Here is a 20,616-nt window from a genome sequence, read left to right on the forward strand (position 1 = left end):
ACGGGTGGCTCCGCCTCAGCGCCGTCCGCGCGCGAACGCCCCGACCACGGTCGCAGCGACGACCACGACGCCGAGCACGACCGCGGCGACCGTGCAGAGCCGGCTCGGTCCGCAGGACAGCATCCCGACGAGCACGAGCACGACCGCGCCGAGCACGGCCAACCGCACGACGAGGACCCCCGGTGCGTCGTTCACGGCCGCGGGGTCCCCGGTGCCTCGGCGAGCTCCTCCGCCATGCGCGGCAGGTCCTCGCGGAGTGACCACTGCACGGTGTTCCAGTCGTGCCCGCTGCCCGGCGCCGAGCGGATCGACGTGTGGATGCCGGCGCGTTCAGCCGCGGCACCGAGCTTCCGGGCGTTCTCCACGAACTCGTGGTCGCTCGACCCGGCGGTCAACCAGAGCGAGGTGTCCGCGTACGGCTCGTTGGCGGCCATCAGCGCACTCGGCGCGGCTGCACGCCAGCGGGCGAGGGAGCCGCCGAACGCCTCGTCGGCGCTGTTCTGCGGGGAACGGTCGACCGGGTACAGCTCGCTCGAGATCGCCAGGGCGGCACTGAACCGGTCCGGGTCGCCGGTGAGGAACTGGTTCGCACAGGTCGCCCCCTGCGAGAAGCCGATGAGCCCCCACCCGCGACGGTCCGGCGTGACCCGGAGGTGCCCGGTGATCCACGCGGGGACGTCCTGCGTGATGTAGGTCGCGGCGTTGCCGACCTCCGAGTCGACGCACATCGTGTTGTGCCCGGGCACGGCGAGCTGGTCGGCGGACACGACGATCGGGGCGAGTCCGTGGTGCGCTGCCGCGTAGGCGTCCAGCACGGTGGCCAGGCCCCCGGCGGTGAACATGTCGCTCGGGCTGCCCGGCTGTCCGGAGAGCGAGACGACGACGGGCAGGGTCGGCGGGTCTGCGGTGAGGGCGGCGGGCGGCAGGTAGACGACCGCCGGACGAGCGGGGAACCCCGAGCGCGTGCCGGGGATGCGGACGGATCCGACCCGGCCGGCCGCGGGCATGTCCGCTGGCGGCGTCCAGTGCTCGGCGGGTCCGGCGTCCACGGTGTCGATCCCGGACTCGGACCCGAGGTCGAGCCGGGGGAACGGGTTCTTCTGTACCAGCGCGTTGAGCGTCGGGTACGCCGCGTAGTCGACGTTGACGCCGAGCGCCGGCACGAGGAGCGCGAGGGGCACCAGCACGGCGGCGAGCACCCGTCGCCCGCGTCCGCCGTGCACGAGGCCGGCGACGGCCAGCGCGAGGCCGGCGAACGCGAACGCCACCCACATCCGCGTGACGTCGGTCAGGTCGACGTCGAAGGCGTTGAACAGGTCGCCCACGATCCAGCAGGCGAGCAGCCCGAGGACGGCGCCCCCGCCAGCGACCGCCGCGCGGACACCGGCGCGACGCCATCCGGCCCGACTGCGCAGACCCGTCCGCAGGGCGGGCAGCAGCACCAGGACCGCGACCACGCCGAACAGCACGTCCGCCGGCACGAGCTTGGTGGGGACCTGGAGGCGGGTGCCCATCACCCAGTGGAACGGGTCGACCATCATCCCCGCGTCCCGGCGGCGGCACGGTGCGCACGCCGCAGTTCCCAGAGGTGTCGCGGGCGGAGCCCGGGCAGGTACGCGCCGGCCAGCGCTCGGGCGACCCGCGGCACGTGCAGCGGGGTCGGCACCACCAGCCAGAGCGGTTCGTGCCGCGCGCCGAACTTCTCCTTGAAGCGCTGCAGCGACCGGAACCCGTACGCCGGCTCGAGCACGCGGGCGAGCAGCCGTGAGCCACGGTCCAGCACGGCACGCGACGCCGGGTCGTGCGCGGCGAGCGGCGTGCCGGACAGGCTCAGCGTGGTGAGCCCGGCCTCGCGCGACCGGAGGGCGGTCCTGGCGATGAGGAACTCGACCACGCCGGGCATGCCGTCCTCGCCGCGACGCATCACGTCGAGGGTGTAGCCGGTGAGCGTGCCGCACGAGTACACGGGCAGCCAGCTCGTCACCGCGACGACCCGCTCCTCGGCGTCGATCGCGAGCGCGAGTCGTACGTCCGGGTCGTCGAGCTCGCGGAAGCCGCCGAGCGTGAAGCCCATCTCGGGCAGGCGGCGGTCGGCGGCCCACCGGGTGCAGATCGCCTCGACCTCGGCGCGACGAGCGAGGTCGAGCTGCTCGAAGCTGGTCCACTCGTCGCGGACGCCCTCGCGGTCGGCGCGGTTCGAGGCGGTCCGCAGGTCCTGCCGGCGCTTGCCGCGCAGGTCGAATGTCGTGACGTCGAGGACGGCCTCGACACCGACGGGCAGCGCGGTCCAGCCCTCCGGCACCAGGATCGCCCGCACCGGGTCGTGCACGCTCGTGAACGCCGGGGTCCAGCCGTTCTCCTCGCAGTGCACCGCGAACGCGCTGATCACCGCGGCACGGTCAGCGGCGCCGCACACGGGGTCGGAGACCGTCAGCGCGACGTCACCGCGCACGCGGTACGCGACCGCGCCGAGTCCGTCCGGGTGCGACCAGACGGCGTTGCCGTGCCAGGTCCCCATGTGGCCGAGCGAGCCCGCGTCGCTCCCGCGCAGCATCGATACGAGCGCCGCGTGTCCGGACGCGGCCCGGAACGGCGCGCGGACGAGCCGTCCGCGCAACGTCAGGATCGCGAGCAGGACCGAGGCGGGCACCAGCCACGCCCCGAGGAGCGTGACCTGCCACTCGAGCGCGTCCAGTCCGAGCCCCTGCCACTGCACCGAGGAGTCGGTGAGCGGTTCGATCAGGAAGACGTCGGCGAGCACCGCGGTCAGCACGACGAGGACGACGGCCGCCACGAGGATCCCGGCCCGCCGCCCGTGGTGCACGAGCCAGGCCGCGACGAGCAGCAGCACGCCGGTGAGCACGACGGCCTGGTCCGTCATCGCGTCGGCGAACGGGGAGAGCACCCCGTCCGGGTCCGGCACGACGAGCGTCACCAGGGTCCCGCCGCCGAGGGCGACGAGCGTCGCCACGACGACGGTCCTGGCCGTCAGACGGTCGCGGCTGACCGGACGGGAGGCCCGGTGCGCGACGAGCGCGCCGGCTGCGGTCCCGAGCAGGGCACCGAGGGCGCGGGTCACGTCGGAGCCGTGCCCGGCGAAGAGCAGGAGGGTCAGCGTGACCGTCCACAGCACGGCACGCACCCGCCACCGCGCCTGGGTGGGCATGCCGGCCGACGCGGCGGCGAAGAGGGCGACCGCGACCACCGAGGGGGCCAGGAGCGGCTGCCCGTGCACCTCCTCGGCGTGCGCCTCGCCGAGTGCCGACCCGACGGAGACGGCCAGCTGGGTGGCCAGCATGGCGATCGTCGGGACGGCGACCGCGACGACCGCCGTCCGGATCGACCCGAGCGTCCGTTCGGCGACCGCGGCGGCGAGGACCGTCGCGACGAGCGCGATGCAGGCGACCGGCGGGTGGTGCGGGAAGTCGGGCTCGGCGTGCGAGAGCCGTGCGCCGACGACGAGGACGACGATCGCCCCGGTCATGACCAGGGAGACGGGGTACCGGCGGAGCCGGGCGAGGACGGGACGGAGTGCCACGACATCATCACAGCCGGTCGGCGGCCGCAGGACATCGACCACAGGAGTGAACCCGGATGGCCGGTCGGCCATCGATCGGTGGCCGACGGACGGGGCCCGGCACGGTGCGACGAGGGTCATCGGGCCACCGGCAGGTGTTCGACGGGCAGGCGGAGGTCCAGGACGAAGCCGCCGTCGGGGGTCTCGCTGGCCTCGAGCGAGCCGCCGAGCAGGGACGCGCGTTCGCCGAGCCCGATGAGGCCGAGGCCGGAGCCGGGCAGCTCGAGCCGCGCGGACGCCGGCGGGCCGTTCGCGACGCGGACGGCGACGACGCCGTCGACGACCTCGCCCGTCACGCGGACCGAGGCCCCGGGGGCGTGCTTCCGGACGTTCGTCAGGGCTTCCTGCACGAACCGGTAGACGGCGCGCTGGACGGGCTGCGCGAGCGACTCAGGCAGGTCGACGGCGACCGCGGTGTCGAGCCCGGACGCCGCGACCAGCCGGTCGAGGTCGGCCAGCACCGGCTGCGGGGCGAGCTGCCGGTCGGTGCCCCCGGCGGCACGGAGCACCTGGACCATCTCCCGCAGCTCCTGCAGCGTCACGACGCAGAGCTGTCGGATCGTCCGGGCGAAGCCGCGCTCGGCGTCGTCGCGGCCGGCCATCTGCATGGCGCCGGCCTGCACGGCGATGAGCGTCACCTGGTGCGACACGACGTCGTGCATCTCCCGCGCCAGCAGCGCTCGCTCGCGGGAGAGCGCCACGGCGGCGGCCTGTCGCCGTTCCTCGGCGCGGGCGGTGTCGCGTTCGACGAGCCGCTCGGTGAGGCGGTGCCGGGTCTGGGCGAGCAGGCCGACGGACAGCGGGCCGACCGCGAAGATCAGGGCGTAGATGATCGAGACGATGACGTCCTCGAGGTTCTGCGGAGGACCGACGAACCCGCCGAAGCCGACGAACTCGACGACCGCGGCGAGCAGCATCACCCACCGCCGTTCGGTGCGCTGCCCGATCGTGAACAGGGCCACCACCGACGCGACGACCGCCGAGCCGATGAACAGCCCGGGCACGGTGAGCGCGAACGCCGTCACCGGCAGCCGTCGACGCACCAGCAGTGCCGCGGCGGCGAGGAGCGACATCGACGTCTCGAAGGTCGTCGCACCCGTGATGTCGAGCACGGCGTCCCCGACCGCGGCCGCGACGAAGAACGCGTCGACCAGCCACCACGGTGGACGGTGACCACGGAGCCAGGTGAAGCCGGCGTCGACGACGTGGTCGAGCCTCCTGTCCGTCGTGGCGAGCAGCCGGCCGAGGCCCGACCTACGCACGGAGCAGTCCCGCCGCCGCCGCACGGAGTGCGAGCTGGACGCGACTGGTGACGCCGAAGGCGGCGAGGAGGGCGCGGACGTCCTCCTTGACGGTGCCGTGGCTGACGCCGATGCGCGCGGCGATCTCCGGGTTGCTGACGCCGTCGGCGACCAGCTGGAGGACCGTGCGCTCCCGGTCGGTCATCGGCGGCACCTCGGCCGCGGCGACCGACGGCGCGAACAGCCGCGCGCGGTCGAGTTCGGACGCCAGCACGACTCCGCCGGCTGCCAGGACTCTCACGTACTGGGCCAGGCCCTCGGGGTCGGTGTCCTTGAGCAGGAAGCCCGCGGCGCCGAGCTCCATCGCCCGGCCGAGGTGCTCGGCGGCGTCGAACGTCGTGAGCATCGCGACCGCCGGCGGGTCCGGGAGGGCCGTGATCGAACCGAGCAGGTCGAGTCCGTCGACCTGCGGCATGCGGACGTCCAGCAGCACCACGTCGGGGGCGTGCGCCGTGACGACGGTCATCGCGTCCACGTCGGAGGTCGTCGCGACCACCTCGATGTCCGGTGCCGCGCCGAGGATGAGCTCGAAGCCGTACCGGACCAACGCCTCGTCGTCGACGATCACCACGGAGATCACGGCCACATCCTGGCATGGCTCCTCGACGGCACATCGACGTCCCGCTCAGCAATCGCTACTGTGAAGGAACTGGTCATGTCCGCACAGGACCACCGGGCCGACCACTTCCCGACCGCAACGGAGCACGAGAGAGCGATGACGAGCCGCATCACCGAGGGCGCGGAACCGAAGCACCAGCAGCTGCGCCGGATCCTGCTCGACCTCGCCACCGTCCGGCTCGCCCCGGGGGCTGCGATCCCGTCGGAACGCCAGCTCATCGCGGAGTACGGCGTCTCGCGGATCACGGTGCGGGAGGCGCTCGGGCAGCTCGTCAACGAGGGCTACCTGGAGCGGGTCCGCGGCAAGGGCACCTTCGTGGCGCACCGGCCCGTGCAGTCGACGCTGCACCTGGCGTCGTTCACCGAGGAGATGCGGGCGATGGGGCACGCCCCGACGACCGTCGTCCTCGTGCGCGAGGAGCGGGTGCCGCCGGCCGACACCGTCGCAGCGCTGCGGCTGGGGGAGTCCGACACGGCGTACCACCTGAAGCGGCTGCGCATGGCCGACGGAGCGCCGGTGTCGATCGACGACGCGTGGCTCGTCGCGGACGCGTTCCCCGGGCTCCTCGACCACGACCTGTCCGGCTCGGTCTACTCGCTCATCGCGTCGGAGTACGGCACGCCGATCGACCGCGCGCAGCAGACCGTCGCGGCGAACCCGGCGGCGGACGACGTCGCGACGCTGCTCGGCACGCGGACCGGCGCTCCCGTCCTCGAGTTCGACCGGGTGTCGTACGCGGGGGAGCGGCCGGTCGAGCACACGCGGAGCTGGTACCGCTCGGACCGCTACCGCGTGCAGATGGAGGTCACGGCGACCCAGCCGCCGCGGTAGGCGCGGGCGGCACACCTGGTCCGCCGCCGCTCGACGACGTCACGGCCCTGGCGACGGTCCACGCGTGCGTGGACGCGTGACGTGTCGCCAGGGCCGTGCGATCGGCGGGTGGTCAGACCCGGAAGAGGGTGTCCCCGTTGGCGACCGTGGTGCCGACGGCGTCCTGCGCGACGGAGTCCGGCGCGGAGCCGAGCACGACCACGGGACACACCGGCGAGTAGCCGGCGGCGATGATCGTCGCCGGGGTGAAGCGCACGACGGGGTCGCCGGCCGCGACCGTGTCCCCCTCGGCGGCGAGGAGCTCGAAGCCCTCGCCGGCCATCTTCACCGTGTCGATGCCGACGTGCACGAGGAGGTCCGTCCCCGCAGCACCCTGCAGCGCGAACGCGTGCGGGTGCAGCTTGACGATCACGCCGTCGACCGGGGCCACCGCGGTCACCGCGACGTCGGAGGACGACGGGTCGACCGCGACGCCGGCACCGACGAGCTGGCCGGCGAACACCGGGTCCGGCACCTCGGCGAGCGCGACGACCGGACCCGCGAACGGCGTCCGGACCGCCGTCACAGTTCGTCCTGGATGTCCTGCGCGAGGTTGTCCGCGATCGGGCCGACGATGACCTGCCACCCGGTGCCGCCACCGACGACGGCCTGGGCGCCTGCGGCCTGCAGCGCGCCCTTGTCGACGAGGTCACCGTCCTCGACCTCGACGCGGAGGCGCGTGATGCAGCCCTCGACCTCTTCGATGTTGTCGGCGCCGCCGAGCGCGGCGATGATGTCGGCTGCCTTGATGTCGGCCATCTGTTTCCTCCTCGTTGCGGGTGCGCGTCCAGGTTGACAGGTCGTGCACGGTCATCGACACTACGTACTGGTCATGACCGGACAGGACCGGGCCTGGCGACAAGCCGAGGCTACCTGCGCCAGCCGGACGACTCAACCCACCCCGACAGCTCCACCCGATGACGAGAGGAACTTGCGATGAGCGCCACCACTGCCACGGAAGTGCCGGAGAAGAAGACGCCGAAGAAGCAGAGCCGGCTCTTCGCGAACGCCCAGCGACTCGGTCGGAGCCTGCTCCTGCCGATCGCCGTGATGCCCGCCGCGGGCATCCTCCTCCGACTCGGCCAGTCCGACATGCTCGGCGCGATCCCCGGCTTCGAGAAGGGTGCGACGATCATCGCGGCCGCCGGCAACGGCGTGTTCACGTGGCTGCCGCTCCTGTTCGCCGTCGGCATCGCGATCGGCTGGGCGAAGAAGTCCGACGGCACCACGGCGCTCGCCGCGGTGGTCGGCTACATGGTCATGTACCAGGTGTTCGCGGCGATGTCGCCGATCGTCCTCGCGGGCGTCAAGGACGCGAACGGCGCGCAGGCGACGATCAACTTCGGTGTCCTCGGCGGCATCGTGATGGGGCTCGTCTCCGCGTGGCTCTGGCAGCGGTTCCACCGCACGAAGATGCCCGACTTCCTCGGCTTCTTCTCCGGTCGTCGCCTCGTGCCGATCCTCACCGCCGTCGCCGGTCTGGTCATCGCCGTGCTGATGTCCTTCGTGTACCGCTACTTCGACATCGCCCTGACGGCTGCCGGCCAGGCGGTGGCGGACAACGCCGTCATCGGCGGCGGGATCTTCGGTTTCGTGAACCGCATGCTCATCCCGATCGGGCTGCACCAGCTGCTCAACTTCTTCCCGTGGTTCCAGCTCGGCAGCTTCACGACCGGTGGTGTGACCTACCACGGTGACATCGCCCGCTTCCTCGCGGGGGACCCGACCGCCGGCATCTTCCAGACCGGGTTCTTCCCGATCATGATGTTCGCGCTCCCGGCCGGTGCGCTGGCGATCTGGCGCAACGCCAAGCCGCAGAACCGCAAGCTCGTCGGTGGCATAATGCTCTCCGCCGCGCTCACCTCGTTCGTGACGGGCATCACCGAGCCGCTCGAGTACTCGTTCATGTTCGTGGCGTTCCCGCTCTACATCATCCACGCGCTGCTCACCGGCACCTCGCTGGCCCTCGTGAACGCGCTCGGCATCCACGACGGCTTCTCGTTCTCGGCCGGCGCGATCGACTACGTGCTGAACTTCGGCAAGGCCGACGGGGCGATCTGGCTCATCCCGATCGGCCTCGGGTACGCGGTGATCTACTACTTCCTGTTCGGCTGGGTCATCCGGAAGTGGAACCTCCGGACGCCGGGTCGCGAGGAGGACACGATCGCCGAGAACACGATCGACGCGGCCACCAAGGCCTGACGCCGCCCGGTCCGCGACGAGGGGCACGGCACCGCGCACGGTGTCGTGCCCCTCGTGCGTCCTGGCGCGGTGCCGGCGCCGGAGAGAGGAGAATGGCCTGTCGTGGCAGCAGGAGACGATCGACGCAGCACCGACGAGTCGGTCGTGCTCGCGCTCCGGGACGCCGGTCTCGCCTACGGATCCAGGAGGCTGTGGTCCGGACTCGACCTCGACGTCGCCCCCGGCGAGTTCCTCGCCGTGCTCGGACCGAACGGTGCGGGCAAGACGAGCCTCCTCCGCACCGTGCTCGGTCAGCAACGGCTCACGAGCGGCACGATGGCCTTCCTCGGCCAGCCGGTCCGACGCGGGCACCGGAGGATCGGGTACGTCCCGCAGCAGCGCCTCCTCGAGGCCGGTACGCCGCTCCGGGCCCGCGACATGATCGCGCAGGGCGTCACCGGCTCCCGCTGGGGCATCCGCCCGGAGCGCAAGGCGGAACGCGAGCGCATCGACCGCATCGTGGACGAGGTCGGCGCAACGGCCTTCGCCGACGCCCCCGTCGCCGAACTGTCCGGCGGCGAGCAGCAGCGCACCCGCGTCGGCCAGGCGATCGCCGCCGACCCGGCGCTGCTCCTCTGCGACGAACCGCTCATCTCCCTCGACCTCCGGCACCAGCGGGGCGTCACCGAGCTCATCGACCGGCAGCGGCGGGAGCGCGGTGCCGCGGTGCTCTTCGTCACGCACGACGTCAACCCGATCCTCGACGTCGTCGACCGGGTCCTCTACATCGCCGGTGGCCGGTTCCGCATCGGCGCACCGGACGAGGTGCTGCGCGCCGACGTGTTGAGCGACCTGTACGGCACGCCCGTCGACGTCGTCCGGACGATGGGGCGCATCGTCATCGTCGGTGCGAACGACGCCCACGAGCACCGCACCGCCGCCGTCGGAGAGGCCATCTGATGGACATCTGGTCGACCGTCTTCTCGTTCCAGGACTACGGCGAGCTCCTCGCGCTCGTGCGGAACTCGATCATCGCCGGGGCCGTCCTCGGCATCGTCGGCGGGCTCATCGGCCCGTTCGTCGTCGCCCGGAACCTGCCGTTCGCCGTGCACGGCATCAGCGAGCTCTCCTTCGCCGGGGCGAGCGGGGCACTGCTGGTCGGCGTCGACGTCGTGACCGGGTCGCTCGTCGGGTCCGTCGTCGCGGCGGTGCTCATCGGGCTGCTCGGCTCGCGGGCGCGGGACCGGAACTCGATCATCGCCGTCCTCATGCCGTTCGGGTTGGGGCTCGGCATCCTCTGCCTCGCGCTCTACCAGGGGCGCGCGGCGAACAAGTTCGGCCTGCTCACAGGCCAGATCGTCTCCGTGGACCAGCCGCAGCTGCTGTCCCTCGTCATCGTCTGCGCGATCGTCGTCGCCGCCCTGCTGGTGATCTGGCGCCCGCTGATGTTCGCGTCCGTCGACCCCGACGTCGCCGCAGCGGCCGGGGTCCCGGTGCGCACGCTCGCGCTCGTCTTCATGCTGCTGCTCGGACTGGCGACCGCGGTGTCCGTGCAGATCGTCGGCGCCCTCCTCGTGCTGTCGCTGCTGGTCACGCCGGCCGCCGCCGCGCTCCGCCTCACCGTGCACCCCGTCCTGGTGCCGGTGCTGAGCACGGTCTTCGCGGTCGTGTCCGTCGTCGGGGGCATCCTGCTCGCACTCGGCGGCGGCCTGCCGATCAGCCCCTACGTGACGAGCATCTCGTTCGCGATCTGGGTGGTGTGCCGCGTCGTCGGACCGCGCCGTCGACGTCGCGACCACGCTCCGGCTGCGACGACGGCCTGACCGGGCGCAGGTCCGGCCCGTGCTGAGGTGACGAGGCCCCGCCAGGCCGAGCCGTGCCTCCAGGCCGAGTCGTGCCGCAGGCCGAGACCGGCCGCCGGTCCGACTTGCGACACGCCCGGACCTCCCGTAGTGTTGGTGGCTGGTCCGTGCCTGCACGGACCCGTTGTTCAGCCCTCCGTCCGTCGCGACCGCCGCGGACCGGGTGGGCGGCACGCACACCCCCCTCGCACTCCACCGTCCGGTGGTCGTGCGCGTGCGTGCCAGGCAAGTGACCTTGGGTGTGGCCGATCGGCCGCACGGTAACCATCAGGAGGAAACCATGGCAGCAGTGTGCCAGGTGACCGGAGCCACCCCCGGCTTCGGACACAACATCTCGCACTCGCACCGCCGGACGAAGCGTCGCTTCGACCCGAACGTGCAGAAGAAGACGTACTACGTGCCCTCGCTTCGTCGTAACGTCACGCTCACGCTCAGCGCGAAGGGCATCAAGGTCATCGACGCACGCGGCATCGAGTCCGTCGTCAAGGACCTCCTGGCCCGTGGGGAGAAGATCTGATGGCCAAGAAGGGTCAGGACGTCCGTCCGATCATCAAGCTCCGCTCCACGGCGGGCACCGGGTTCACCTACGTGACCAAGAAGAACCGTCGCAACAACCCGGACCGTCTCGTGCTGAAGAAGTACGACCCGGTGGTCCGCAAGCACGTCGACTTCCGTGAGGAGCGCTAAGCATGGCGAAGAAGAGCAAGATCGCGAAGAACAACCAGCGCGCCGAGGTCATCGCGCGCTACGCCGAGCGTCGTCTCGAGCTGAAGAAGGCCCTCGTGGACCCGAACGGCACGGACGAGTCGCGTGAGGCCGCTCGCGTGGGGCTGCAGAAGCTCCCCCGCGACGCCTCGCCCATCCGCTACCGCAACCGCGACGCCATCGACGGTCGCCCCCGTGGCCACCTCGGTGAGTTCGGCATCAGCCGTGTCCGGTTCCGCGACATGGCGCACCGTGGCGAGCTCCCCGGCATCACGAAGAGCTCCTGGTAAGCACCGCTTCCCGGACGCCCCGTCACCTGTACCGGTGACGGGGCGTCCGTCATTTCGGGGGACATGTTCGTCACATCAGCAACATCTGTCGCTCCGGCACCTCGACAACCCCGGAAATCCGGGCGAGTCGGCAGGTTTCGCCCGGGCCGGCTGGTAGGTTCAACCCGGTTCCACGGGCCCTCGGCCTGCTGGTCCGCCCGCCCGGGGCAACCGCTCAGGGCACCGGGTGCCACGTGCGCCCGACCGATACGCAAGAAGTCCGAGGAGGACACCCAATGGCTGACAAGTCACTGAACCGCACCGAGCTCGTCGCTGCCGTCGCGCAGGAGTCCGGCCAGAGCCAGGCCACCGTCAACGGCGTCGTCGACGCCCTCTTCAGCGTCGTCTCGGGCTCCGTGGCCGACGGCACGAAGGTCACCATCCCCGGGTGGATCGCCTTCGAGAAGACGCACCGTGCCGCCCGCACCGGCCGCAACCCGCAGACCGGCGAGGCCATCGAGATCGCCGCGAGCGACTCGGTCAAGGTCAGCGCCGGCTCGAAGCTCAAGGCAGCGGTCAAGTAGGACTGCTCCGGCACGAAGGGGACGGCGTCATGCCGTCCCCTTCGTCGTTCCCGGTGTGGGCACGGCGGTCTCGTCGTTGCCGGTGGGCGTCGTCACGTCGTCAGTCTGCGCCGGCTCGTCGTTCCTGTGGGCGTCGCGGTCTCGTCCACAGGTGCGGGGATCGATTCTGTCGGCGGTGGGGCTCGCCCGTAGGCTGTCCTGGTGAACCGGATCGCGCGCGTCAGCGGCCCAGCCGTGCTCGTGCTGGTCGCGTTCGTCGCGCTCCTCGTGGCGCTCGTGATCGGCGGGGGAGCGACGCCTGCGCTCATCGCGGACCCGGGCGCGGCCGTGCGGTTCGGGCTCCCGATCGCTCGGGTGTTCGTCGACCTGTCGGCCGCGGCGACGATCGGCGGGCTCGCGCTCGCGACCGTCGGACTGTCCCGGAGCGCTCCGGAGTGGAACCGCGCCGTCGACGTGGCCGCCGCGTCCGCCGGCGTGTGGACGGTAGCCTCCGCCGTCACGACGTTCTTCACGTTCCTCAGCGTCGCCGGGTCGAAGGTCAGCCTCGACGAGCAGTTCGGGCAGTCGATGGGGGTGTTCCTCACCGGCACCGACCTCGGCCTCGCGTGGCTGGTGACGGTGCTCGTCGCCGCGGCGGTGACGGTGCTGTGCTTCGCCGTCCGGTCCCGCGGCATGGTCGCACTCACCACGGGCGTCGCGATGATCGGCCTCATCCCCCTCGCGCAGCAGGGGCACGCTTCCGGCACCGCGAGTCACGATGCAGCGGTCACGGCCCTCGGCCTGCACCTCGTCGGTGCCGCGCTCTGGGTCGGCGGACTCCTCATGCTGGTGCTCGTCCGCGGGCTCGTCCCCGGTGACCGACTGGCGGCCGTCGTCGGACGGTACTCCAGCATCGCCCTCGGCTGCTTCGTCCTCGTCGCGGTGTCCGGCGTCGCCTCCGCGCAGATCCGGGTCGGGGCGCTGACGAACCTGTTCTCCCCGTACGGTGTCCTGATCCTCGTGAAGGTCGGTGCGATCGTCGCGATGGGCGTCCTCGGCGTCGTGCAGCGGCGACGGACCATCACGGACCTCGTCGCCGACCCCGCACGGTCCCGCCCCTTCTGGACCCTCGTCGTGGTGGAGCTCGCGGTGATGGGGGTCGCGTCCGGGTTCGCCGCCGCGCTCGGGCGGACGGCGCCCCCGGTCGACCAGATCGCGCTCAGCAAGACGACGAACCCGACACCGGCGGAACTCCTCACCGACGACCTGCTCCCGCACGCCCCCGGGCCGTGGGGGTGGCTGACGGCGTGGAACATCGACCTGTTCTGGCTGATGGCCGCCGTCCTGCTCGCGGCGACCTACGCTGCCGGGGTCGTCCGGCTGCGTCGTCGCGGCGTGCGGTGGCCGGTCCGGCGGACGGTGGCGGCGGCGATCGCCGTCGTCTGCCTGGTGGTCGCGACGTCCGGCTCGCTGCACGACTACGACCGGTTCCTCGTCTCCGCGAACGTCGGCGCCCACGTGCTGCTCGGGCTCGTCGTGCCGGCACTCGCCTGGGTGGCGGCGCCGGTGCAGCTCATCCGCGCGGCGGTCCTGCCGCGCGACGACGACAGCACCGGGGTCCGCGAGTGGACCGGCGTGCTCGTCGACAACGCCGCGGTGCGGTACCTCGTGCAGCCGTTCCCGGCGTTCCTGCTCCTGGCGGCCATCTGGTGGGCGTTCTACGACACGCAGGCGCTCCGGTGGTCCGCCTCGGACCCGATCGGCCGCACGGTGACGGACGTCGTCTTCCTGCTCGTCGGGCTCCTCGCGCTGCCGACGCTCTGCACGCCCGTGGCGGCCGGTGCGCGAACGGCCTCCGTCCCGGCGTTCCTCGTCCGGATCGTCGGCGGCGTCGTCGTGGCCGCCGGGCTCGTGTCGCTCGGCGTCGCGATGCAGGGGCCGCTCGGGCTGCTGCAGGCGTCGTGGTTCGGGGCGATGGGACGCACGTGGGGGCCGCTCCCGCTGGTCGACCAGGCACGCGGGGGCGTCGTGCTCGTCGTCGCCGGGGTGCTGCTGCTCGTCGCGGTGGTCGTCGTGGGGCTGGTGCGGGTGCGTCAGGACCGTGCCGGAGCCGGAGCCGGAGCCGGAGCGGGTGCGGGCGCGGGTGCCGGTGCCGGTGTTGATGCTGGGGCACCTGGTGCTGCTCGTGTGTCTGCGGTCGGGGGTGCTCGTCCCGCTGCTGCCGGCGGCGGGCCCCGTCGGACCGGCACTCGGCCGGCGGTGCCGGACGACGACTTCGACGAGGTCAGTGCGGACTCCGAGACGAGCAGCCCGTGAGCGTCGAGCTGAGCACCGAGCAGCGGGCCGTCTTCGAGTACATCGAGTCGACGCGCGACCACGTGTTCATCACCGGTCGTGCCGGCACCGGCAAGTCGACGCTGCTGAACCACCTGTCCTGGAACACCGAGAAGCAGGTCGTCATCTGCGCCCCCACCGGCGTCGCCGCGCTGAACGTCGGCGGGCAGACGATCCACTCGCTCTTCCGACTGCCGATCGGCCTGATCGCCGACACCGAGCTCCGGCAGGGCCCCGACACCCGCAAGCTGCTCAACACCGTCGACACGCTGGTCATCGACGAGGTCTCGATGGTCAACGCGGACCTGCTCGACGCGATGGACCGGTCGTTGCGGAAGGCGCGCGGGCGGCAGTTCGAGGCGTTCGGCGGCGTGCAGGTGGTGATGTTCGGCGACCCGTACCAGCTCCCTCCGGTGCCCGGCGACGCCGACGAGCGCGCCTACTTCACCGACCACTACCGGTCACTGTGGTTCTTCGACGCGAAGGTGTGGCTCGAGGCCGAGCTCAACATCATCGAGCTCGCGACCGTGCACCGGCAGCGCGACGACGCCTTCGCCGCGATGCTCACCGCTGTTCGGCACGGGCGGGTCACGGCGGACATCGCGAACCGGCTCAACGAAGCCGGAGCGCGGCCGGCCCCGGAGGACGCGATCACGTTGGCGACGCGGAACGACACCGTGGCGAAGATCAACAAGGCCGCGCTCGACCGGCTCCCCGGCCGGACGAAGACCGCACGGGCCGACGTCAACGGCGACTTCGGTGGTCGGAACTTCCCCGCCGACGAAGCCCTCGAGCTGAAGCCCGGCGCGCACGTGATGTTCCTGCGCAACGACCCGGACCAGCGCTGGGTGAACGGCACGCTCGGCATCGTCCAGACCATCCGGGACACCGTGTGGGTCGACGTCGACGGGGAGTCCTTCGAGGTCCAGCCGTCCGTCTGGGAGAAGTTCAAGTACTCCTACGACGCCGACAAGAAGGAACTCAAGAAGGACACCGTCGGGGAGTTCCAGCAGTTCCCCCTGCGCCTGGCCTGGGCCGTCACGATCCACAAGTCGCAGGGCAGCACGTACGACCGTGCCGTCATCGACCTCGGCAACCGGGTGTTCAGCGCGGGACAGACCTACGTCGCGCTGTCGCGGTTGACCTCACTGGACGGGCTGTACCTCAGTCGGCCGCTGCGGCCGCAGGACATCATCGTGGACCTCGACGTCCGGCGCTTCATGTCCGAGGCGCCGCGGATCGTCGCCACGCAGCTCGAGGCCGCGACGGGCGAGAGCAGCCCCGAGGCCTGAGCGCGCGCGGGTGCGCGCGTGTGTGCGTGCGTGCGCGTGTGTGCTTGGACGGCGCCCGACTCGGAACGACATCGTCGCTGTCGTACGACAACGCCGATGTCGTTCCGAGTCCGGCCGGCCACTTGCACACGCAACGAACGACGGGGTCGATGTCGTACGACATCGACCCCGTCGTTCCGAGTCGACCCAGGAGCGCGAGCGCACCCGACCCAGGAGCGCGAGCGCACCCGACCCAGGAGCGCGAGCGCACCCTGTCAGCCCAGCCCAACTCAGGCGCGCGAGCGCACCCCGGTCAGGCGTTGGAAGCGCGCAGTGCGCGGATGTTCTGCCGGTCGGCGCCGAGCCCGGTGAGGAGCAGGACGACACCGACGATGGCGTTGAAGACGTTGTCGGTGGTGTTCAGCGCGAAGACGTTCGCCGAGGTGCCCGAGAACACGAAGCCGTACACCGCGAGCACGACGAGCACGACGCCGACGAAGCGGTTGACGTTGCGGGAGCCGATCGTGTTGCCGAGGCCGACGATGAAGAACGCGGCCGCGAGGATCGTCCACAGGAAGGCCAGGGCCGGGTTCACGGAGAAGGAGTCCCAGAGCATGCCGCCCTTGTCCCCGAAGAACGCGTGGCCGGCGTCGCCGGCGAAGAAGAACCCGAGGACGCCCCAGATGGCGAGCAGCGTACCGACGGTCAGCGCGAGGGCGCGGTTCGGCGATGCGATGATGCTCGGTTCCTTGACGGCCACTTCGGTCTCCTCTGCTTGCGCCACGAGGTCCGTCGTGGCTGACTCCTGCGGCGCGGTGCGGACACCCTGCCGGAACAGGCCGATCGGTGCCTGCTTCCCAGCATTCGACCGGCCCGCCAACGGTATCGTGTCCGACCCCGACCGACCCAATCGGTGATCGGTCGATCGACCGGTGTCCCGACCCGGCCGGAGTGCCGCGACGAGGCGGACGACCAGACCCGCGACGACGACCCCGAGGAGGACGATCCCCGTGACCCGCACGCCGGAGCGCACCGCTCCCGACCCGCGCGAGGACGGGCGCGGACCGAGCGTCTCACGTCGGATGCGGTGGGCTGTGTTGGCGGCTCTGGGGTTCGTGATCGTGCCTTCCGTCTATGCGGTCGCCGTGTTGACGCCGTTGGGGCAGCGGGTCGAGGACTCCGCACTCGGCGGTGTCCGGTCGAGCGACCTGTTCGGGTCGGACACCGCGCTCAACGTCATCTCGGTCCCGGTGATCCTGCTGCTCGTGGTGGTGATCGCTGCCGTGGCGTTCGCACGGAGGCGGCTCGCCGTCGGACTGGCGGCTGGCGTCGTGGTCCTCGCCTCGGCGAGCACCTCCACGGTACTCAAAGACCTCGCTGTGCGCCCGCAGATAGCCGGGTCGACGACACCGAACTCGTTCCCGTCCGGGCACGCGACGATCGCGATGGCCGCGCTCTTCGCGGTGCTCATGGTCACCCCCCGCCGCTTCCGGTCGATCGTGCTCGTCATCGGCGCGGCCTACGCGGTCTTCGTCGCCAACCAGACGGTGGTGTACGGCTGGCACCGCGTGAGCGACATCGTCGGGGCGTGCGCGGTGGCGTTGTTCTGGCTGGGGATCGTCCGCGCGGTCGGACCCCGGGTCGACCGGGGTGCCCGGGGTGACCGGGACGGCCGACGTGGACCGCGTCGGGTCGTGACGGCCGTCCTGCTGGTGGCGACGGGTGTGGTCGCGGCCGTGGGCGTCGCGGCGGTGGTCGTGGCCGTGTCCAGGGGCAGCGCGGGCGACCACGAGGCGATGCTCGTCGCCGGGCGCATGGCGTCGTCGGCGAGTGTGCTGCTCACGGTGACCGCGGTGTGGCTGGCGGACGGCATGCACCACGTGGCCCGCACGACGGACACGAGCGGGATCCCGGCACCCGTCTGAGCCGAGCACTCGCGGGAATGCCCCGGGTGCGGTACGTTGTACCCGGTAGTTCGATGCAAACGCATTGATCTCACGGAAGGCGACACCATGCAGTTCGGCATCTTCACGGTCAGTGACGTCACGACCGACCCCACCACCGGTTCCACCCCGGACGACACGCAGCGCGTCCGCGACATCATGACCATCGCCGAGCACGCCGACCAGGCCGGCCTCGACGTCTTCGCCACCGGCGAGCACCACAACCCGCCGTTCGTCGCGTCCTCGCCGACGACGATGCTCGGGTACCTCGCCGGCCGCACGAAGCAGATCACGCTGTCCACCTCGACCACCCTGATCACGACGAACGACCCCGTGCGCATCGCCGAGGAGTACGCGATGCTCCAGGTCATCTCCGACGGTCGTATGGACCTCATGATGGGCCGTGGCAACACCGGCCCGGTCTACCCGTGGTTCGGGCAGGACATCCGGCAGGGCGTGAACCTGGCGATCGAGAACTACGCGCTCGTCCGCCAGCTCTGGGAGAACGAGGTCGTGAACTGGCAGGGGAAGTTCCGCACGCCGCTGCAGGGCTTCACGTCGACCCCGCGTCCCCTCGACGGCGTCGCACCCTTCGTCTGGCACGGCTCCATCCGCACCCCGGAGATCGCCGAGCAGGCCGCGTACTACGGCGACGGCTTCTTCCACAACAACATCTTCTGGCCGATCCAGCACACCGCACAGATGGTCGGCCTCTACCGGCAGCGCTTCGAGCACTACGGTCACGGCGCAGCCGACCAGGCGATCGTCGGGCTCGGCGGGCAGTTCTTCGCCCGGAAGAACTCGCAGGACGCCGTCGACGAGTTCCGCCCCTACTTCGACAACGCCCCGGTCTACGGACACGGTCCCTCGATGGAGGACTTCGCCGCCCAGACGCCGCTCACCGTCGGGTCGCCGCAGCAGGTGATCGACCGGTACGCCGCGATGAAGGACAGCGTCGGGCACTACCAGCGCCAGCTCTTCCTCGTCGACCACGCCGGGCTGCCGCTCAAGACGGTGCTCGAGCAGATCGACATCCTGGCCGAGGAGATCGTCCCCGCGCTCCGCACGATCAACGACGAGGGGCGCCCGGCGAACGTGCCGTCGAACCCGCCGAGCCACGCCGAGCGCGTCGCGGCGGCACGGCTCGCCGGGACGGCCGGCAGTGACCACGTCGCCGCGGTCGACGAGTTCACGGGCGCGTCGGTCTAGTCCGGACCAGCTGCCGGACGGGAGGCCCGGTGCCAGCTGGCACCGTCCCTCCAGGCACGGCCGGCCCGCCGCTGGCGCGTCGCGCCGGTACCGGCTGGAGGGGCCCACCTCCCGTCCGTCTCGGCGTGCTTCCGGTCCCTACGCGCGGTCCGACACGGCGGTGGGGACGACGGCACGCGGAGGCTCGACCGGCTTCGCAGGCAGGAGCTTCAGCCCGACCACGCAGCCGACGATCCCCGCGATGAACACCACGCGGAGGACCGTCACCGGCTCGTCGCCGGTCGCCATGCCCCACAGCACGGTGAGGGCCGCGCCCGTCCCCGTCCAGACTGCGTAGGCGGTGCTGATCGGGATGTGCCGGAGCACGTACCCGAAGGCCACGAGGCTGACGACGATCGTGGCGGCGAAGACGAGCGTCGGTCCGAGCCGGGTGAACCCCTGGCTCTGGCCGAGTGCCGTCGCCCAGACCGTCTCGAGTGCGGCGCTGACGAACAGCACGACCCATGCCACCTCAGCTCACCACCTTGAGGCCGACCACGCACGCGACGAGGCCGAGGACGAGCGCGACACGACCGACGGACGCGGCCTCCTGTCGCCTGGCGATCGCGACGAGCACGGTCAGGGACGCACCGATGCCGACCCACACCGCGTAGGCCGTGCCGACGGGGATCGCGGTCATCGCGAACGCCAGCCCGGCCATGCTCGCGGCCATGCCGAGGACGAAGACGATCGTCGGCACCACCTTCTTGAAGCCGTTCGACATGCCGAGCGCGGTGGCCCACACCGCTTCGAGCACCCCGGACAGGATCAGGACCACCCAGGTCATCGTGCCTCCTCCGAGAGTCGCACGAGTGTGCGACAACCTCTGTTCTAGCACGAGTTCGTACAGTCGTGCCACAATGACCGGGTGACGCGCAGCATCGACCTCGAAGAGCGCCGTCGCACCGTGTCCGAGGCGGCGTGCCGCGTCCTGGCACGGGACGGCCTCGGCGCGCTCAGCGTGCGGAACGTCGCGGCCGAGGCGGGACTCGCCCCGAGCACCGTGCGGTACACGTTCCCCACGCAGGCGAGCGTCCGCGAGCACGCGCTGACCCTGGTGTTCGACGGCACGGCAGCGCGGATCGACGCGCTCCCCGCACACCTGACGGGCACGGACTTCGCCCACGCGGTCCTCGTCGAGCTGCTCCCGCTCGACGAGGAACGGCGCATCGAGCTCGACGTCTACCTGGCCCTCGGCACCGCGGCGTTGACCGACCCGGAGCTCCGGCCGATCCACGACCGGGTCGTCGAGGAGATGCGGCGGTGGTGTGCGCGCATCCTCGACGCGGTCGGTGTCCCGGCGGCCGACCTGGAGGTCGAGATCCGGCGGTTGCACGCGCTCGTCGACGGGCTGGCGCTGCACGTGGTCCGACTCGATCCGGGCGGCGACGCGAGCTGGGCGATCGACCTGCTCGACCGGCACGTGGCGGCGCTCGCGGCGCACTGATGCGCGCCCCGCTCGCGCCGCTCCGAGCGGCTGTGCGGGCTTACCGAACGGGTGCGCGGTCGTCGTCGACGGTCGATATTCCAGTCTGTTCGTATACCGGAAAGCTGCCTTGCATCTGATGTTTCACCTCCCCTAACGTGCTTCTCGACCGCACTGCCGCGGTCTCCTCAGATCGAAGGGGCACGACAATGACGAACACAGAAGCCATCAGCATGACCGTCGCCGGTTCGACGGGTCGGTTCGCGCCGCGGGTCGACTTCCTCGACGCTCCGCCGCGCGAGGCCAACTGGGCGATCGCCGCTGCGGTGGCCGCCATCCTCGGACTCGCAGTCGGCGTCGTCGCCCACATCTGCTCGGTCTGCGATGCCCGATCCGTCGGTGCCTGCATCGATGCCGTCCAGAAGTACTTCGGTAGCGGGTGCTGAC

24 protein-coding genes are annotated in these 20,616 nt (G+C 71.5%); 14 read left to right on the forward strand and 10 right to left on the reverse strand.

Going from position 1 to position 20,616, the window contains the following annotated elements:
• Positions 1 to 15: 15 nt before the first annotated feature.
• The 5 genes from FS641_RS06450 to FS641_RS06470 all read right to left on the reverse strand — a co-directional run bounded on the left by FS641_RS06450 (position 16) and on the right by FS641_RS06470 (position 5,458).
• Positions 16 to 195 carry a hypothetical protein gene (locus FS641_RS06450; RefSeq protein ID WP_144761680.1) on the reverse strand — a complete coding sequence of 60 codons (180 nt, stop codon included), beginning with the start codon at positions 193 to 195 and terminating at the stop codon, positions 16 to 18.
• The gene (locus FS641_RS06455; protein ID WP_260855713.1) at positions 192 to 1,538 is read right to left on the reverse strand and encodes an esterase family protein; all 1,347 of its coding nucleotides are present in this window, start codon (positions 1,536 to 1,538) and stop codon (positions 192 to 194) included. The genes FS641_RS06450 and FS641_RS06455 overlap by 4 nt, the downstream gene beginning before the upstream one ends.
• Positions 1,538 to 3,538, reverse strand: coding sequence for a bifunctional lysylphosphatidylglycerol flippase/synthetase MprF (locus FS641_RS06460; protein ID WP_144761683.1), 2,001 nt, complete (start codon positions 3,536 to 3,538; stop codon positions 1,538 to 1,540). Before FS641_RS06460 ends, FS641_RS06455 begins: the two co-directional genes overlap by 1 nt.
• A gap of 116 nt (positions 3,539 to 3,654) precedes the next feature.
• A complete protein-coding gene (locus tag FS641_RS06465; protein ID WP_144761686.1) occupies positions 3,655 to 4,839 on the reverse strand; it encodes a sensor histidine kinase in 1,185 nt (394 codons plus the stop codon).
• Complete coding sequence (locus FS641_RS06470; RefSeq protein WP_144761689.1) at positions 4,832 to 5,458, reverse strand: response regulator transcription factor; 627 nt, start codon at positions 5,456 to 5,458, stop codon at positions 4,832 to 4,834. Before FS641_RS06470 ends, FS641_RS06465 begins: the two co-directional genes overlap by 8 nt.
• Positions 5,459 to 5,533: 75 nt before the next feature.
• Between FS641_RS06470 and FS641_RS06475 the strand changes: the two genes are divergently transcribed.
• Entirely contained in the window at positions 5,534 to 6,328 is a 795-nt protein-coding gene (locus FS641_RS06475; protein ID WP_260855714.1) for a GntR family transcriptional regulator, read from the forward strand.
• 112 nt (positions 6,329 to 6,440) lie between these two features.
• Here the strand turns inward: FS641_RS06475 and FS641_RS06480 are convergent, their stop codons facing one another.
• Both FS641_RS06480 and FS641_RS06485 read right to left on the reverse strand, forming a co-directional pair.
• Positions 6,441 to 6,893, reverse strand: a complete 453-nt coding sequence (locus FS641_RS06480) for a PTS glucose transporter subunit IIA (protein ID WP_144761692.1) — start codon at positions 6,891 to 6,893, stop codon at positions 6,441 to 6,443.
• The gene (locus FS641_RS06485; protein WP_144761695.1) at positions 6,890 to 7,126 is read right to left on the reverse strand and encodes a PTS transporter subunit EIIB; all 237 of its coding nucleotides are present in this window, start codon (positions 7,124 to 7,126) and stop codon (positions 6,890 to 6,892) included. Before FS641_RS06485 ends, FS641_RS06480 begins: the two co-directional genes overlap by 4 nt.
• A 177-nt stretch (positions 7,127 to 7,303) precedes the next feature.
• Between FS641_RS06485 and FS641_RS06490 the strand changes: the two genes are divergently transcribed.
• The 9 genes from FS641_RS06490 (at position 7,304) to FS641_RS06530 (ending at position 15,573) form a co-directional block, all read left to right on the forward strand.
• Positions 7,304 to 8,569, forward strand: a complete 1,266-nt coding sequence (locus tag FS641_RS06490; RefSeq protein WP_144761698.1) for a PTS transporter subunit EIIC — start codon at positions 7,304 to 7,306, stop codon at positions 8,567 to 8,569.
• A 102-nt stretch (positions 8,570 to 8,671) separates the two neighbouring features.
• Positions 8,672 to 9,508, forward strand: coding sequence for a metal ABC transporter ATP-binding protein (locus tag FS641_RS06495; RefSeq protein WP_144761701.1), 837 nt, complete (start codon positions 8,672 to 8,674; stop codon positions 9,506 to 9,508).
• A complete protein-coding gene (locus tag FS641_RS06500) occupies positions 9,508 to 10,371 on the forward strand; it encodes a metal ABC transporter permease (RefSeq protein WP_144761704.1) in 864 nt (287 codons plus the stop codon). Before FS641_RS06495 ends, FS641_RS06500 begins: the two co-directional genes overlap by 1 nt.
• 319 nt (positions 10,372 to 10,690) lie before the next feature.
• Positions 10,691 to 10,927, forward strand: coding sequence for a 50S ribosomal protein L28 (gene rpmB / locus FS641_RS06505; protein WP_022903747.1), 237 nt, complete (start codon positions 10,691 to 10,693; stop codon positions 10,925 to 10,927).
• Positions 10,927 to 11,097 (forward strand): 50S ribosomal protein L33, encoded by a 171-nt coding sequence (gene rpmG, locus FS641_RS06510; RefSeq protein WP_056123557.1) that lies wholly within the window; start codon positions 10,927 to 10,929, stop codon positions 11,095 to 11,097. Before rpmB ends, rpmG begins: the two co-directional genes overlap by 1 nt.
• Before the next feature lie 2 nt (positions 11,098 to 11,099).
• Positions 11,100 to 11,405, forward strand: a complete 306-nt coding sequence (gene rpsN, locus FS641_RS06515; protein ID WP_144761707.1) for a 30S ribosomal protein S14 — start codon at positions 11,100 to 11,102, stop codon at positions 11,403 to 11,405.
• A gap of 275 nt (positions 11,406 to 11,680) precedes the next feature.
• The gene (locus FS641_RS06520) at positions 11,681 to 11,968 is read left to right on the forward strand and encodes an HU family DNA-binding protein (RefSeq protein ID WP_071299873.1); all 288 of its coding nucleotides are present in this window, start codon (positions 11,681 to 11,683) and stop codon (positions 11,966 to 11,968) included.
• A 201-nt stretch (positions 11,969 to 12,169) separates the two neighbouring features.
• Positions 12,170 to 14,263, forward strand: a complete 2,094-nt coding sequence (locus FS641_RS06525; RefSeq protein WP_144761711.1) for a cytochrome c oxidase assembly protein — start codon at positions 12,170 to 12,172, stop codon at positions 14,261 to 14,263.
• Positions 14,260 to 15,573, forward strand: coding sequence for an ATP-dependent RecD-like DNA helicase (locus tag FS641_RS06530; protein ID WP_144761714.1), 1,314 nt, complete (start codon positions 14,260 to 14,262; stop codon positions 15,571 to 15,573). Before FS641_RS06525 ends, FS641_RS06530 begins: the two co-directional genes overlap by 4 nt.
• A gap of 292 nt (positions 15,574 to 15,865) precedes the next feature.
• On the opposite strand, the gene FS641_RS17980 is transcribed toward FS641_RS06530, so the two are convergent.
• Positions 15,866 to 16,312, reverse strand: coding sequence for a DUF4383 domain-containing protein (locus tag FS641_RS17980; protein ID WP_186317611.1), 447 nt, complete (start codon positions 16,310 to 16,312; stop codon positions 15,866 to 15,868).
• 361 nt (positions 16,313 to 16,673) lie between these two features.
• On the opposite strand from FS641_RS17980, the gene FS641_RS18535 reads away from it, so the two are divergent.
• Positions 16,674 to 17,477, forward strand: a complete 804-nt coding sequence (locus FS641_RS18535) for a phosphatase PAP2 family protein (protein ID WP_186317612.1) — start codon at positions 16,674 to 16,676, stop codon at positions 17,475 to 17,477.
• 87 nt (positions 17,478 to 17,564) lie between these two features.
• Complete coding sequence (locus tag FS641_RS06545; RefSeq protein ID WP_144761723.1) at positions 17,565 to 18,704, forward strand: LLM class flavin-dependent oxidoreductase; 1,140 nt, start codon at positions 17,565 to 17,567, stop codon at positions 18,702 to 18,704.
• 138 nt (positions 18,705 to 18,842) lie between these two features.
• Here FS641_RS06545 and FS641_RS06550 read toward each other — a convergent pair whose 3' ends face one another.
• Together FS641_RS06550 and FS641_RS06555 are read right to left on the reverse strand one after the other, a co-directional pair.
• The gene (locus FS641_RS06550) at positions 18,843 to 19,214 is read right to left on the reverse strand and encodes a multidrug efflux SMR transporter (RefSeq protein ID WP_144761726.1); all 372 of its coding nucleotides are present in this window, start codon (positions 19,212 to 19,214) and stop codon (positions 18,843 to 18,845) included.
• A 1-nt stretch (position 19,215) separates the two neighbouring features.
• On the reverse strand, positions 19,216 to 19,530 hold the full coding sequence (locus FS641_RS06555; protein WP_144761729.1) for a multidrug efflux SMR transporter: 315 nt from the start codon (positions 19,528 to 19,530) through the stop codon (positions 19,216 to 19,218).
• A gap of 81 nt (positions 19,531 to 19,611) precedes the next feature.
• Between FS641_RS06555 and FS641_RS06560 the strand changes: the two genes are divergently transcribed.
• Positions 19,612 to 20,190 carry a TetR/AcrR family transcriptional regulator gene (locus tag FS641_RS06560; protein WP_260855715.1) on the forward strand — a complete coding sequence of 193 codons (579 nt, stop codon included), beginning with the start codon at positions 19,612 to 19,614 and terminating at the stop codon, positions 20,188 to 20,190.
• Positions 20,191 to 20,378: 188 nt separating this feature from the next.
• Positions 20,379 to 20,615 carry a hypothetical protein gene (locus tag FS641_RS06565; protein ID WP_144761732.1) on the forward strand — a complete coding sequence of 79 codons (237 nt, stop codon included), beginning with the start codon at positions 20,379 to 20,381 and terminating at the stop codon, positions 20,613 to 20,615.
• Position 20,616 lies beyond the last annotated feature (1 nt).

This window comes from Curtobacterium sp. 9128 (genome assembly GCF_007673775.1).
In the GTDB taxonomy this organism is placed as follows: domain Bacteria; phylum Actinomycetota; class Actinomycetes; order Actinomycetales; family Microbacteriaceae; genus Curtobacterium.